Origin of the sequence: Sulfitobacter sp. 1A13353 (assembly GCF_043557255.1) — a bacterium.
Taxonomy (GTDB): Bacteria; Pseudomonadota; Alphaproteobacteria; order Rhodobacterales; family Rhodobacteraceae; genus Sulfitobacter; species Sulfitobacter faviae.
The window spans coordinates 16,027-28,274 of the sequence record NZ_JBIFFS010000008.1; the positions used below are offsets into that span (position 1 = coordinate 16,027).

Below are 12,248 nucleotides of genomic sequence, written 5' to 3' on the forward strand. Positions count from 1 at the left end.
CACGCTATGTTCCCTATAACTCACGATAATAAAGGATTATCAAAACATAGTAAGCCCTATGCACAAACACATAGTCAACCGCAAATAATCGGCGACGACGTGCGGCAAAAGCTATAATGTGGCGGTAATCATTTAATAATGATGAAGTGGCAGGCAGACGCAGATGGACACAGATCAGCTGATTTTCCGTATCCTGGAGGTGGAAACGCGCGCCGCACGTATCGAGGGCATATTTGCGGCCGACCCAACGCTGGCGCGGATGTGGCGCGGCCAGGTCGCCCTGACCGAAGCCTGCAGGTCTGTGGGCCTTGAGGACATTCATGTCTTTGAGGGTGACGTCATCCACCGCCATCTCGAAAATCGATTGACGGACGCCGAGGGCGCGCGCGGCGCTGTGAGCGTGGCAGAGCTGCTGCGTGTTATCGTGAATCCCGGGGATCTGATACACGACACCCAGCGCGTGGTTGAGAGATGCAGGCGGGCCGCCGTCAGCATTGATGACGATGATGTCTCGGTGGATCTCGCGAAGGCGGTGCGCATTTTGCCGGCCGAGCTGCGTGGGGCGCCAACACCCGTGCTCGGCGCGATGCGCGCGGCGACACTCTTTCGGATCGAAACACAAAGCAGCATGCCTTCTGCCGATCGTCTCATCTTCATGGCCGCCGAACATGTGTTGCGGTCTGGTGGGGCAGGGCCCCCCTTGGAGGCACTTCGTCCCGAGGCACTTCTAAGCCGGATGAATGCCAGTTGGATCATCACACCATCTATCGCTCTGACCCAAGGCAGGTTTCGGGCATGGTCGCCGGGCACCGCCCAAGGCTTTCACGATCTACTGGATGGTATTTCCGGTGATCTCGACAGAACCTTGGGCGCGATGCCAATTCTGCGCCGTTGGCGTGAAGACGCACGCGCGACAGCTTCTGGCAAACATGGCAAGTCGCGGTTGCGCGATTTGGTCGAGCTGGTGATGCATGAACCGATCCTGACCTCCAAGCATCTGCGCCAGATGTTGGGCGTTTCAGAACGCGCTTCTCTCTATCTTATGCAGGAAGCCGAGAGCGCGGGTATCTTAACCCTCATCACGCCCCGCAAAAGCTACCGGGTTTGGGCACAGCCTCAGATGGCGCAACTGCTGCGCATGCGCGCCCAGCGCAGTGGGGTGACGCCGGGCATTGGGTCACAGGGGTATAAGCCGCGAACCGAACCTGAGCATCCGACTTCTGATGCCCAGATCCGCGCGAACCTTGACCGGGGAAAACCCGGCGAGGCCTTCTCAGAGCAGGCTGAAGAGGCTCTCTCTGAATTGGACGCAGCGATGAAGAAAGCAGATGCGGTTCTTGCGAAGTACCGACGCGGCGACCCCTCCGAATGACAGTAAGGAAATTGGGTCGCCGCAGAGCCAAATCTGGGAGAGGCTCTTAGGTACGAATGGTTCGGGCCATCCGTCGCCCTTACGTATGGCGCTTGTTGTTTTGTGCAAGGAAGATACTGGCAAGTTCTGCGTCCAAATGATCTGCTGGTCTCCAAGCAGGGAGGGCACCTTTTTATGATTAGAAACATACTGGCCACGGCGGCCGTGGCTGCGATGATGTTTTCGCCGGCTGCAGCGCAGAGCGTAGGGGACATCATCAGCATCGACACCACATTGGCGAACGTTCGATCTGGGCCTGGCACATCTTATCCAGTCCAAGGGCAGCTCCCAGAAAACACCCTCATGGCGGTTGCGGAAACCTCAGATGGTTGGGTGCGTCTGTCCGATCCGTTGAACCGAGGTGTGGCGACAGGGTGGATCAACGCTTCGCTCGTGGAAGTTCGTCGCAACACACAGACGACAACCTCTACGGCACAGCCGGCGCCGGCGCCTGCGCCGCGCAGAGCGCCAGTGCCCAGCTTTCCTCGGTACCCTTCGCCTGTGGCGATCACGGACACCGATTTCGACTGTGATGAGGATCTCTTCGATGGCGGATACAATTCCTGCGAGCTCGAGGTCGAAGTGAGCATCCAGATCCCAAGCGAGTATTCCCCCTTCATGAAGGACTACGTCGACATCAACTGCAAAGCGGAACTCAGCTATCAGCGGGCAGAGGAGTTCATGGCATCCACTGAGCGGGAAGACGAGACTGAGAGCATCTACCTCTACGGGGCATACTCCACTGGCACCGTCGAGATCGACTTTGATTTCGGCTTCGGTTTCGAGCCTGTCGTCTCTGCCCGAGTAACCGACTTAGAATGCGCGCCATACTGAGAGGGTGGGAATGCGACGACCCACCTGGGGTATAGGGGGGGGAAGGGCCGCCGCAGAAAACCGGGCTACAAAATTGAAGCCGTGGTGTAAATGGACAGCTTACCGCCATCCACGCAATGCAGGTATGCATCTACAGCGCAGAGTCAAAACCGTAAGCGGTTTATGACCGAGACACGCTCCCAAGGTGGGTTTCCCCTTCAGAAGCCATGCAGCCGTGCAGCCCATTGCATCCCGATGAACATGCCTTTTACGCGGGGAAGGAGCCAAAGCGCCAAGCCTGTTGCAGCCACCATTAACGAGAGGGCGACAAAAAGAGGGTTCGGATCATAGTTCGCATAGATCACCGCAAATAATGGGAAGACGATCGCGACAACAGCCATCAAGGTGAAATAAGCCGGGCCATCATCAACGCTGGCGTGCCGCAGGTCGATGCCACAGTGGCTGCACGCGTCTTTGACCTTCAGGTACTTATGCAGGGTTCTACCAACGCCGCAGTTTGGGCATTTCAACATGAACCCGCGGAAGACTGCTTGTTTGGTGTTCCGTTCGCCTTGGTCGCTCATAGGGTATGTCGCTTTTATAGCTGTATTGAGAGATCTAGGGCTCCTTGTGTCAGATTGCTACCTGAACCAAGGCATAGGTAGCAATCCCAGCGTGATTTACATCTCCGGCTCGATTGCCATTTCAGCCTCTTTGGGCGCAATGATCTGCTCCAGCTCATCACTGGCCGCATTCCAGAAGAGCAGGAACGTAGCCGCCATGTCGCGCAACTCATCTGCGTTGTCGTCTTCCATCATCTCATCGAGCTCATCAGCACGCTCATTGAGTTTGCGCGCGAAGATGGTCGCATCGCTGCCCATAAAGCCATCATGATCAGCTTCGCCGTGGCCTTCGGCAACACGTTTGGCGATCTCATCTGACCCGGCCAGAGCGACGAGCGCATCCATGTGGTTGGTGAAAACACCTTCCATGTTGTCCAGCGCCATCAGGTCGAAGTGGCCATCAATGCCGACATTCTGTGCGGAAGCGCGCAGAAACTCGAAGCCTTCTTTGGTGATCATGTCTATTCTCCAGTTTCGCAGATCTATTTTGAGACGATCTTACGGGCTGGCGATGAAAAGACCGACCGGTCAATGAGACTATGAGGTTTAGTGGTCTCCCGCGTGCTGTCGACCCTGCGATAGTCGCACTGGAACCGGCGTTAGCAAATCTACCCGGATGGTGCGTGCCACGCAGGCTGCAGCTTATAAGCAAATATACCCAGTTATAGGAAAATCCGCTATAACTACCTATAGATGGTTATAGGTCCGTATAACGCGTTTCGGAGTTTTGAGCTTTCAGGCCTTCAGGCAACTCTTGATCGAGAGGAGCTCGCACATGAACAAAGCCAGACGCATTAAGATCAAGGTCTCCGTTTTCGAAGATGTGCTTCCCAAGGATTTTGTAGAGGACTACGAGCTTGGCCGCGCCTGGGCGACGCCCGACATGTTAGCCTGGTGGCAGCGGGTCATGTCTGAGTTGGAAAAGTCATCAGCCCTCGCGCAGCCGAAGCTGAACCAAAATCTGGTCGTTGCTGCAACGCCCAAAGAGATCACAATCGAATTCATGCTCTGCTCACGTAATTCCATCGAAGAGATCACTGGGACGGACCAAGCCCTGGGCTGTCACCTGGTCTCGACCATGGATGGCGATCCGTTCAATGAAGAAACCAATCTCGCGACCAAATACCGTGTGCTCATGGTCTCGGATCGCGAGGAGTTCCTGGAGCGCATGGCGGATTTGGCCGACGACCACATTATCCCGGGCAGTTGTGATAGAATCTTCCTGCAATCTTGGCTGAATACCGCCTTTCATGAAATCGCTCACGCCGTTCTTTTTGCCGAAAACGCGGGTTTCATGAGCCCCCATGAGATCGAAAGTCTTTCGGATGCCGGGGACATCGACAATGATGTCTTTGACTGCGCCACGGGCTACGGGATCCGGCCGCTTGATATTCATGACAAGAAGCGATGGTCAGATGATATGGAGAGCGCCCGCGAAGACATGGAGGTCTATGTCGAAGCCCTCGGCTCTCACCTTCAGGATCAGGTCCTGGTGGGAGACCTGCATCCCATGAGCTTTCTCGAAGCAGCCGAGATCGAGGATGAGTTCCACCGCGTAATGGGGGATGCATTGGATGGCGGCGACGAGACCCCGGACCCGCAGCCCTAAGCGTTAACATCGGAGAGCCGCCGGGTGAGCCACAGGCGGGCCCCGGAGGGCCCGCTGAGGGGTGTCACCGCTCTTGGCCGGCGTCGCGCTCTACAGCCTTGCGGAGGCGGTCTTTGGCGCGCTTCTCACGCTGGGCGATCAGGTTGGCTGCTTTGATCTCAACAGCTGTGCTGCGGGGCAGGGGGGCTTCGCGCTGGAACATGCCGAGCAGCGCCTCCCGGTCTGCTTCAGAGATCATCTTGATCGCTCGTGACAGCTGGCGGGACATCAGAGTTTTTTCGGCGAGCTGCAGGAGCTGAGCCTCGGCGCTCTCGGTCTTTGTATCGAAGCCGGCGGCTGGCGTTGCGAGGGTGACGTCGGCGCCGGAGCGGCGCTTGGCATATTGGCCGGGCCGGCGGTAGGTGTCGACGGCGACACGGTAGGCGATCGCGTAGGCCAGCGAGCTGAGCTTGCCGGTCAGGGTCTTGCCCCGGGCGAAGTAGTTCGTCAGGTGGTAGTAGACATCTGCGATGACTTCCTGACGCTGCTGCTGCGGGGCGCGCTCAAGACCTGCGCGCTTCATGCCGCCGGCGATCGCTTTGTCGAGATCTGCTTTTGTGATTTTGTGCTGAGCTGTGAATGCAACGATTTGCTCACGCTTTTTGGGCGTACCAATAAGGTCCGACATCGGCCTCTCCTGTGATTTTTTGAAGGATGAGAGGCCTCGGGCTGCTCGCGGTCTTGACGACCCTCTGCGCGCGTAGTAGACTCGAGAAGATCTCTCGTCAGATAGAGATCGGATCGAGGCTACGGAGCGCGCTGCGCGCGAACAGCGCGCGCGAGGAAAAATTCCCCTAAAATTTTTGAGAGCAAGGCACAGTCCGAGACGGCTGTTATGTCACTCCATGGCGACATCGATATGAAGGCCGCGCTGCGCAGCGCGGCCTTATCTTCTCAATGGATCTTGTTGGGATCGTACTCGGCTGGAATGGGCGGGCCCGGGTCTTCGCTTGTGGCGGATGTATCGATATGGCTCACATCATCATCGTCGTCATCAAAGTCGAAAAGATCCTCCATATCGGTTTCGATGTCGATCTCCGTGTCGAAGTCGATTTCATCAGCGATGCCGATCGTCGCATCCTCCGCCTCATTACTTTTGAGCCCCCAGATATCTCGCACAAACTTGGTGCTGTGCTTCAGCTGGTCCGCGTAGCGTTTGAACCGAGCGTGAGGTTCTGCGTGGCGTGGAGAGATCGCCATTCTCATCTTCCAGATCTCGCAGTGGACAGCCACCCACTCCTCCGGCGTGAAGTCCTCTCCGTCATCTGAAGGCTCCAGAGGCACAGTCAGCTTCTTTGCAGCCCAGCGTCGTGCTGCTTCATCCTCGAAATGATAAGCAGAACCGGGTGGCTGACAAATAGCGCAGTCATCGTCACAGTAGATGTCACATACCATATCGTCATGCCGTGTGCGGATTTCCCTCGCAAGAGCAGAGAGGCCATAGGCTTTGAGGACAGTTTTACTCATGCCGCCAACTCCACGCCACGGGATTTCGGATGCGTCCGAACATGGAAAGGGTTCGGATCAAAGCGCCCGCGATAGGCCTCATCGGTGAGGTAGTTGAGTTTCACTGCCCGCTCTGCCTCGCAGCCCTGACGGCAAATCACCTGCTCGTTGCGCTTCATGCCGAGGATCTGGCCTTCAAATCCGGTCAACTTACGCAGATTGTTGGCCGATGCCGCATTGGCAGCCCCGAACATCGAGAGCGTCCCGGCGTTGTCGAGGATCTCCGAAGCGCGGGGGCCATAGATGCTCTCGATCTGCCCAATGCTCTGCCAGAAGGTCCAAGTCCGCAGCCCGTAGCCGCGCAGCAAGGAGGCGGCGGTCAGAAGCTCGTCGAGATAGCCAAGGGTTGCGGCCTCGTCGACCAGAAACAGATCCGGAATTTCCGGGCGCTCTGCGCGTTGCGCGACGGTGGTGAGGATCGTTCCCAGCCAGATCCGCAGAAGCTGACCGTGGCTCGACAGAAGATGGGGCGGCACCCGAAGGTAAATGGTCATCGGTACGCCCTCCCGGATGCGTTTCAGGAGCCCCCAGCCACCCGACAGCCCGGCTTGGGAGCGGGCGGAGGTCAGGAAGTCGATGTGGCTGCGCAATGTGGTCAGGATAGAGCCCGCGGTCTTGTCGGGGGCGCTGGTATAGGCCTGAGCCGCGGAAGCCATGGCGCCGCCATGCAGCTCGCAAGACTGCATGCAGGCCAGCATCTCTTCGAGATGATCACTCACACCCCACATGCGGTGCAACAAAGCCATGCTACGCTCTTCGCGGGGGATATGTGTTGCCAGAAACAGCAGGGTGCCGCTGAGGATCGTTTGAGACATGTCGCCCCAAAACGGGTCCGCCTCAAAACGATTTGTGTTCATCATCCGGGCTAGGCGGTTGCATTGGTCCGGCGCGTCGATCGAGGCCGGGTCGATCATTTCCATGGGATTCAGCGCATCTTTGCTTTTTCCGAAGGGGTCGAGGATCACCACCTCCTGCCCCATCTCGCGCCGGGCCCGGGCGGTCACGGCTGCGATCTCACCTTTGGTATCCATAATGACCATGGAGCCGGGATAGGTCAGAGCAGTTGGAATGACCTGGCTTACGCCTTTGCCAGTGCCAGTGCCGGCGATGGTCACGAGGCCAGCATCGCTGTCATCACTGATCAACGCACCGCCGGCGCTCTGCGGGGCAGGGGCCGCACCAAAGCCCATAGGGGTGCGGGTCTCTTCGAGGGTGTATCCGAGATTGATTGCGTGGGTCATCTGCGCCGTCCTTCATCTTGCTGCTGTTGAAACAGAGATCGCGGGAGCTGGGGCTCCATGACAGGCAAGCCGTAGAAAATTGATGGCGGGCATACCTTACCCTTGTCTCAATTCTCTTCTTGGGACACCTTGATGCGAAAAAAGAAAGGCATATCCTTATTCGTAAGTCGTTTTGAAATAGGGGAATTCATATGATCAATAAAATGAAATGGGCGCGCGAGTGCAGTGCTCTGGCGACAGTCCTCCCTGAACTGAAAGAACATCTCGATCTCTTCGAAGCCCGCTTCATGAAGGACACGGTTGTGGCCCATGAAGGCGAAAGCCACGCGCGCAGCATCGAGCTGCGTCGGTTGCAGATCGGCGCCTGGCCCGATCTACTTCGTGACATCCGCATTGCTGCGCGCAACCGCGAGACAGGACGCGCCCCTGACACGGAAGGTTTGAACGCGCGTCTGCAGGACCTGCATGAAGCATTTTGCGCAGCCGAGGCAGGAGAGCCCGCAATTGCATCTCGGGTCAACCTGCGGCGCAGTGCCATCCTGGGCGAAAAGCCAGACGCATCAGAATCTGAGTTCCCTTCTTGGGTAAAGCTGCTCGGGCGCCGCAACCCGGAGACCTGGGAGCCTAAGCGTCTCGCGCGTATCAAAAAGCAAATCTCACAGAGTGATCGGCACAGCGATCGGAAACTTGACGAGATCCTATTGGTAGAACTCATCGGGGACTCTTTCGGACGTCACGGCGACCTGATGGAGCTGGTGTGCTCGGCGGCCTATTACTACACCTCGCCCTGGGCCTGGAAAGGAACCGATGGGAGCCGAGAATACTATTCGAAAATTATCTGCAATGCGATTTCTCGCATGCACTTGGCGGCATTCCCGATCGGGGCCCTGGCCTGGAGCCACCAACGTCTTTGGCGCAACTTGCCATCCGCCAATGAGGCTGCGACCTGCGCTATCGAGGCCGTGATGGCTGTCACCGAGACAGTCTTGTTGCTGGGCCGTGAAGAGGTCATCGTTGAGACCGACAATCAGACCTTTCTCGCGATGGAGGTTGCAGCCAAGCGGCTCGAAGATGTCTCGGCAAGATTGGTTGAGGAGGCGCAAGCCTACTCCCCAACCGTGGGCGGTTTGAAGGAAAGATGGAACTACGATTTGACCGGGGTGACGATGTGTCTGCGGCATGGCGGAGTATACATCGACAAGAAGGTGGGCTTCTTCGGCTATATCGCTGCTGATATCCGCGGCATGTTCAAATGGCTCTGCGGTTACCGGCGCCCGCATCGGTTTTGCTGGGTTAACTACCTGCCCAAGGCGTGGGACCTGAACCATACTGGCAAGCTACTGCCGGGCGCATGAACTAACGACAAAACCGGCAGGGCCATAATGGCCTGCCGGTCTTCGGTTCAAATCTTCAAGGGTCGGTTAAAGACCGCCCGGGGTGGCTTAGTCCCAGAAGCCCTCATCCACGCTCGGCAGCGCTTCCAGTTCCTCTTCGCTCAGGCGGGTCACATAGGCATAGGTCTGATCATCGACCGCCACGAGGTTCACATCCGGCGTCGAAATCATGACATGCTTGTCACCGATATCGAGAAAGCCCCCGACTTCGGCCACGATGCCGACCATCTGGCCATCTTTGGACAGAACGATGTCTTCGATCTCACCGATTTCGTTCCAGCCCTCATCCACCGCGTTATATGCGGTGTTAGAATGCCATTCGCCATCAGGATCATTGACGGTGAAGATCACACCACCTGTAATGTCGCGCGAGCGGATCAGATCGCCCTTCATCTCATTCATCTGCATGCTGTCGACCTTGGCGGGGTCGGTCATATGCGCCTCGGCGAAGGCAGTTGTCCCTGCGAGGGTAAGGGCGAGTGTGCTTGCTGTGAGCATCTTCATGGTGCGTCTCCTCTTTCGCATTTCGTTGATGTGACAACGGATGCCTCAAGGGATGGTTCCAAATTCCTTTTGATAACCGATAGATATATCCTGTCCTGTCACTTATTTGAAAAAACTTGGTGCCCAGCTGTCATAGGAATGGGGGCGCCGCGATCTCTTCTGTATCAACAGCTTCAACAGGAGAGACATCATGTCCGAGAACACCACCACGATCGTCATCGCCCAGCAGCCCAAAAGTGCTTGGGCTGCCTTCTTCCTCACCTTTCTCTTCGGCCCGCTGGGTCTGCTCTATGCCACCATCCCGGGCGGGATCATTCTCTTCGTCATCGCCTTGATTATCGTGCCACTCACCGCGGGTCTCGCTGCTGTGGTGATCTGGCCCATCTCGATGATCTGGGGTGTGCTGGCCGCGCTCGCCTCCAAGCCGGCGTCGAAAACCACAGTTTGATAAGGCGTTGCCTGGCACATGCCGGGCGCCCATTCCATACAAGAATTTAGGAGAACCACATGTCCAATGAACGCGCATCCATGCAGGCACGCCTTGCAAGTATCAACGCTGTTGCCAACCCGACCCCGGCTCAGTCCCGCGCGGCCGCCAACATCAGCGCCGCTCTGGCGAAGATGGACGCTTATGAGGCCGGGAAAGCGGCCCGTAACAAACCAGCACGTTTGATGACCATTTACGATCGGGAGGTCTTGATGAAGCTTGCGAGTGACGGCAGCCGGCACCAGTCAGCGCGCGATCGGGCGAACCGCATTCTTGATGGCGGCGCCCGACTCTCGGAGGGAGATGCGGACTTCATCAATCGCTCGGGAGGATGATTTCTTGGGACCCGGCCCGCTTCGGGCAGGTCTCCATTCCCGCGCTTCAAGCTGTCCCGCACGTCTTTTTGCATGTTTTCCCAAGATGAATGTCAGAGCACTTCTGCACTTGGGTCACATCATCCTGTGAATTCATCCCGGGCTGGGTGTCTCATCCAGCTCGATCTGAACTTCATCCTCTGGGTCGTAGACCGAGTAATTATCATTCCGTAGGTCACGCAGGTCACCGTCTTCCATCCGCGCAAAATACTGTGGCAGCACCGCATGCGTCGATGTCATCTCAAACAGCTCCCCGATCGGCGTACCCGCAGCGCTGTGGATTTTGACGTGGCAGCCCTGCGAGACGAAGTCTTTCCCGGCTACAGTGATTTTCTCAGGTGTAGGTTCGATTGGCTCACAGGTCCCGAGATATTCCATATGCTGAATAGCAAGCCAGACGTCTTCAGGCTTCACGCCAAGGAAGCTAGGCAGCTCGTCATGAAACTTCATCCAGACCTCACCTTGGATTTCTGCCAGGATGAATGCAGGATCTCTGTTGATTATGTCCTCGGCAAGATTGTCGAATGACAGCTTGTCTGATGCCCTGCGTACGCCAGAAGTCACCGGCAAGAGAGTATCGATGGCCTGCACCACTTCCTGTGCGGTGACATTGCCAACCACAATCTTATCGTGGTCCATGCCGCGCGCTGCTGCATACATTCTATCGAAGACCGCCACAGTCGCTTCTGCCCCAAACTCGATGCCCGGCATCATTGTTTCGAGGCCGATACCTGAGAGGGAGCGTTTGCGGCTGTATGGCATGGTTCGGGACCTTTAGTGTGAGATGGGATGCATCTAGCTAGATTAACACTCAATTCCGAAAATACGCAGATCACAATTTATGGTGAGGAGTGCGGCGGCCCCTCTGGGGAATGGGGTGAGGGTGGGGCCGCCGCAAGAACCAAGAGAGGTAAGTCTAGGTTCGGGAGGTATGTGCCTCCTGAAAATCCATATACCCGCTGTTTTTCGCAAAACAAGTACGCCTGACTCCATTTTTATTGCTTGGCATTATGACCAAAAACGTATCGCAGCTCCAAGTACGCAAGGTTACTTGAAGTTACTTTAAGATATTTGACCATTTAGTAACTAACCCCTATCTTACTTTTATCAGAATAACTTTGGATACTCATGGCCCGCTCATTTATCCCCCGCCCCGAAATGGCATCTAAGATTGCTGATATGCTCTCCCCCGATCCTTTGTTTGGGGAGATCTCCGGTCTCTTCCTGGCGGCTCCGCGTCGCACTGGGAAGTCCACCTTTCTGCGTCGCGACCTTAAGCCGATGCTGGAAGAGCGGGGACAGGTAGTTCTCTATGTTGATCTATGGGCCGATCGCAGCGTTGATCCTGCAGAACTGATCCGAGGGTGTCTCACACAGGCCCTTGCGCATAATGCAAAGCCGATCGCACGTCTGAAAAAGAAAGTCGGCATCGACAGGGTTGGCGCGCTAGGGTTCAACCTGGGCTTCAAAGATGACATTGACCCAGGCTTTACATCCACAGAAGCGCTCGCTTTGCTGATCGAGGCGACACAAAGCGATGTCGTGTTGATCGTCGATGAAGCCCAGCAAGCCTTGGAGACCGAAGCCGGACGCAACGCAATGTACGCTCTGAAGGCAGCACGGGACGCGATCAACCAAACACCAGGCGACCATCACTTGTACCTGGTTATGACGGGATCTCACCGGGATAAGCTGGCTGCCCTTGTCTACGATCAGAAGGCGCCATTCTACGGGGCGCGGGTCCGCGACTTCCCTAAGCTGGGTCCAAACTACACAAAGATCATGTCCGAGATGATCAACGAGAAGCTTGCTCCAAATGCGCATATTACCCCGGAGGCGATGGAAGAGGCTTTCGAAAATCTTGGCAGACGCCCCGAGACACTCAATGAATGTCTTCGCGATTGGATACTCCAAGACGGTCACAGTGAAGAAGTCTGGAAGGCTCTCGTCCAACAAAAGAGCGAGAACATGGATGCAGCGCGTCGCTCGTCTATCGAAGGCCTGAGTGAGATGCAGCTCGCCCTTCTCAAGATGATCGCGGCGGAGGGTAATGAATTTGCGCCCTATGCTGAACAGACGCGTGAGTTGCTCAAGTCGACCAATAAGGGCCGGTTACCCTCCAAGGGAACCATCCAGAATGCCATAGCAGAGCTTCGGGAGAAGCAATTCATCTGGCGGCCCGGCTACGGAAGCTATGCGCTTGAGAATGCCGAGATACGGAGGATCTTGCTTGATGAGTAAGGTTCC

Annotated in this window: 15 protein-coding genes and 1 pseudogene; 8 read left to right on the forward strand and 8 right to left on the reverse strand. The window is 56.6% G+C overall.

Features of this window, described 5'->3' with window-relative positions:
* Window positions 1–13: 13 nt before the first annotated feature.
* Entirely contained in the window at window positions 14–352 is a 339-nt protein-coding gene (locus tag ACGYLO_RS17675) for a hypothetical protein (protein ID WP_394376969.1), read from the reverse strand.
* Window positions 353–400: 48 nt separating this feature from the next.
* Here ACGYLO_RS17675 and ACGYLO_RS17680 point away from each other — a divergent pair, with 48 nt between their 5' ends.
* The 3 genes and pseudogenes from ACGYLO_RS17680 to ACGYLO_RS17690 all read left to right on the forward strand — a co-directional run bounded on the left by ACGYLO_RS17680 (window position 401) and on the right by ACGYLO_RS17690 (window position 2,245).
* On the forward strand, window positions 401–1,372 hold the full coding sequence (locus ACGYLO_RS17680) for a helix-turn-helix domain-containing protein (protein ID WP_394376970.1): 972 nt from the start codon (window positions 401–403) through the stop codon (window positions 1,370–1,372).
* A gap of 216 nt (window positions 1,373–1,588) precedes the next feature.
* Window positions 1,589–1,795 (forward strand): annotated as a pseudogene (locus tag ACGYLO_RS17685) (SH3 domain-containing protein); the annotation flags it as partial.
* A gap of 87 nt (window positions 1,796–1,882) precedes the next feature.
* A complete protein-coding gene (locus ACGYLO_RS17690; protein WP_394377238.1) occupies window positions 1,883–2,245 on the forward strand; it encodes a hypothetical protein in 363 nt (120 codons plus the stop codon).
* Window positions 2,246–2,442: 197 nt separating this feature from the next.
* Here the strand turns inward: ACGYLO_RS17690 and ACGYLO_RS17695 are convergent, their stop codons facing one another.
* On the reverse strand, window positions 2,443–2,808 hold the full coding sequence (locus tag ACGYLO_RS17695; protein ID WP_394376971.1) for a DUF983 domain-containing protein: 366 nt from the start codon (window positions 2,806–2,808) through the stop codon (window positions 2,443–2,445).
* Between the two features lie 96 nt (window positions 2,809–2,904).
* Window positions 2,905–3,306 carry a hypothetical protein gene (locus ACGYLO_RS17700; RefSeq protein WP_394376972.1) on the reverse strand — a complete coding sequence of 134 codons (402 nt, stop codon included), beginning with the start codon at window positions 3,304–3,306 and terminating at the stop codon, window positions 2,905–2,907.
* Between the two features lie 316 nt (window positions 3,307–3,622).
* On the opposite strand from ACGYLO_RS17700, the gene ACGYLO_RS17705 reads away from it, so the two are divergent.
* Window positions 3,623–4,456, forward strand: a complete 834-nt coding sequence (locus tag ACGYLO_RS17705) for a hypothetical protein (RefSeq protein ID WP_394376973.1) — start codon at window positions 3,623–3,625, stop codon at window positions 4,454–4,456.
* A gap of 64 nt (window positions 4,457–4,520) precedes the next feature.
* On the opposite strand, the gene ACGYLO_RS17710 is transcribed toward ACGYLO_RS17705, so the two are convergent.
* The 3 genes from ACGYLO_RS17710 to ACGYLO_RS17720 all read right to left on the reverse strand — a co-directional run bounded on the left by ACGYLO_RS17710 (window position 4,521) and on the right by ACGYLO_RS17720 (window position 7,242).
* Complete coding sequence (locus ACGYLO_RS17710; RefSeq protein WP_394376974.1) at window positions 4,521–5,123, reverse strand: hypothetical protein; 603 nt, start codon at window positions 5,121–5,123, stop codon at window positions 4,521–4,523.
* A gap of 266 nt (window positions 5,124–5,389) precedes the next feature.
* Window positions 5,390–5,962, reverse strand: a complete 573-nt coding sequence (locus ACGYLO_RS17715) for a hypothetical protein (RefSeq protein ID WP_394376975.1) — start codon at window positions 5,960–5,962, stop codon at window positions 5,390–5,392.
* Complete coding sequence (locus ACGYLO_RS17720; protein WP_394376976.1) at window positions 5,959–7,242, reverse strand: type IV secretory system conjugative DNA transfer family protein; 1,284 nt, start codon at window positions 7,240–7,242, stop codon at window positions 5,959–5,961. The genes ACGYLO_RS17715 and ACGYLO_RS17720 overlap by 4 nt, the downstream gene beginning before the upstream one ends.
* Before the next feature lie 191 nt (window positions 7,243–7,433).
* Between ACGYLO_RS17720 and ACGYLO_RS17725 the strand changes: the two genes are divergently transcribed.
* Window positions 7,434–8,597, forward strand: coding sequence for a hypothetical protein (locus tag ACGYLO_RS17725; protein ID WP_394376977.1), 1,164 nt, complete (start codon window positions 7,434–7,436; stop codon window positions 8,595–8,597).
* A gap of 87 nt (window positions 8,598–8,684) precedes the next feature.
* Here the strand turns inward: ACGYLO_RS17725 and ACGYLO_RS17730 are convergent, their stop codons facing one another.
* The gene (locus ACGYLO_RS17730; protein WP_394376978.1) at window positions 8,685–9,140 is read right to left on the reverse strand and encodes a PRC-barrel domain-containing protein; all 456 of its coding nucleotides are present in this window, start codon (window positions 9,138–9,140) and stop codon (window positions 8,685–8,687) included.
* A gap of 190 nt (window positions 9,141–9,330) precedes the next feature.
* On the opposite strand from ACGYLO_RS17730, the gene ACGYLO_RS17735 reads away from it, so the two are divergent.
* The gene (locus tag ACGYLO_RS17735) at window positions 9,331–9,588 is read left to right on the forward strand and encodes a hypothetical protein (RefSeq protein ID WP_394376979.1); all 258 of its coding nucleotides are present in this window, start codon (window positions 9,331–9,333) and stop codon (window positions 9,586–9,588) included.
* 59 nt (window positions 9,589–9,647) lie between these two features.
* On the forward strand, window positions 9,648–9,962 hold the full coding sequence (locus tag ACGYLO_RS17740; RefSeq protein ID WP_394376980.1) for a hypothetical protein: 315 nt from the start codon (window positions 9,648–9,650) through the stop codon (window positions 9,960–9,962).
* A 132-nt stretch (window positions 9,963–10,094) separates the two neighbouring features.
* Here ACGYLO_RS17740 and ACGYLO_RS17745 read toward each other — a convergent pair whose 3' ends face one another.
* Complete coding sequence (locus tag ACGYLO_RS17745; RefSeq protein WP_394376981.1) at window positions 10,095–10,763, reverse strand: hypothetical protein; 669 nt, start codon at window positions 10,761–10,763, stop codon at window positions 10,095–10,097.
* Window positions 10,764–11,129: 366 nt separating this feature from the next.
* On the opposite strand from ACGYLO_RS17745, the gene ACGYLO_RS17750 reads away from it, so the two are divergent.
* The gene (locus ACGYLO_RS17750; protein WP_394376982.1) at window positions 11,130–12,242 is read left to right on the forward strand and encodes a hypothetical protein; all 1,113 of its coding nucleotides are present in this window, start codon (window positions 11,130–11,132) and stop codon (window positions 12,240–12,242) included.
* Window positions 12,243–12,248: the final 6 nt, after the last annotated feature.

What these genes read in the sequence shown, in the direction of transcription:
- ACGYLO_RS17705 (WP_394376973.1), top strand. Translation starts at nt 3,623, where the DNA reads ATGAACAAAGCCAGACGCATTAAGATCAAGGTCTCCGTTTTCGAAGAT.
- ACGYLO_RS17725 (WP_394376977.1), top strand. Translation starts at nt 7,434, where the DNA reads ATGATCAATAAAATGAAATGGGCGCGCGAGTGCAGTGCTCTGGCGACA.
- ACGYLO_RS17735 (WP_394376979.1), top strand. Translation starts at nt 9,331, where the DNA reads ATGTCCGAGAACACCACCACGATCGTCATCGCCCAGCAGCCCAAAAGT.
- ACGYLO_RS17710 (WP_394376974.1), bottom strand. Translation starts at nt 5,123, where the DNA reads ATGTCGGACCTTATTGGTACGCCCAAAAAGCGTGAGCAAATCGTTGCA.
- ACGYLO_RS17695 (WP_394376971.1), bottom strand. Translation starts at nt 2,808, where the DNA reads ATGAGCGACCAAGGCGAACGGAACACCAAACAAGCAGTCTTCCGCGGG.
- ACGYLO_RS17715 (WP_394376975.1), bottom strand. Translation starts at nt 5,962, where the DNA reads ATGAGTAAAACTGTCCTCAAAGCCTATGGCCTCTCTGCTCTTGCGAGG.
- ACGYLO_RS17730 (WP_394376978.1), bottom strand. Translation starts at nt 9,140, where the DNA reads ATGAAGATGCTCACAGCAAGCACACTCGCCCTTACCCTCGCAGGGACA.
- ACGYLO_RS17720 (WP_394376976.1), bottom strand. Translation starts at nt 7,242, where the DNA reads ATGACCCACGCAATCAATCTCGGATACACCCTCGAAGAGACCCGCACC.
- ACGYLO_RS17700 (WP_394376972.1), bottom strand. Translation starts at nt 3,306, where the DNA reads ATGATCACCAAAGAAGGCTTCGAGTTTCTGCGCGCTTCCGCACAGAAT.
- ACGYLO_RS17750 (WP_394376982.1), top strand. Translation starts at nt 11,130, where the DNA reads ATGGCCCGCTCATTTATCCCCCGCCCCGAAATGGCATCTAAGATTGCT.
- ACGYLO_RS17740 (WP_394376980.1), top strand. Translation starts at nt 9,648, where the DNA reads ATGTCCAATGAACGCGCATCCATGCAGGCACGCCTTGCAAGTATCAAC.
- ACGYLO_RS17675 (WP_394376969.1), bottom strand. Translation starts at nt 352, where the DNA reads ATGGCGGTGGATGACGTCACCCTCAAAGACATGAATGTCCTCAAGGCC.
- ACGYLO_RS17745 (WP_394376981.1), bottom strand. Translation starts at nt 10,763, where the DNA reads ATGCCATACAGCCGCAAACGCTCCCTCTCAGGTATCGGCCTCGAAACA.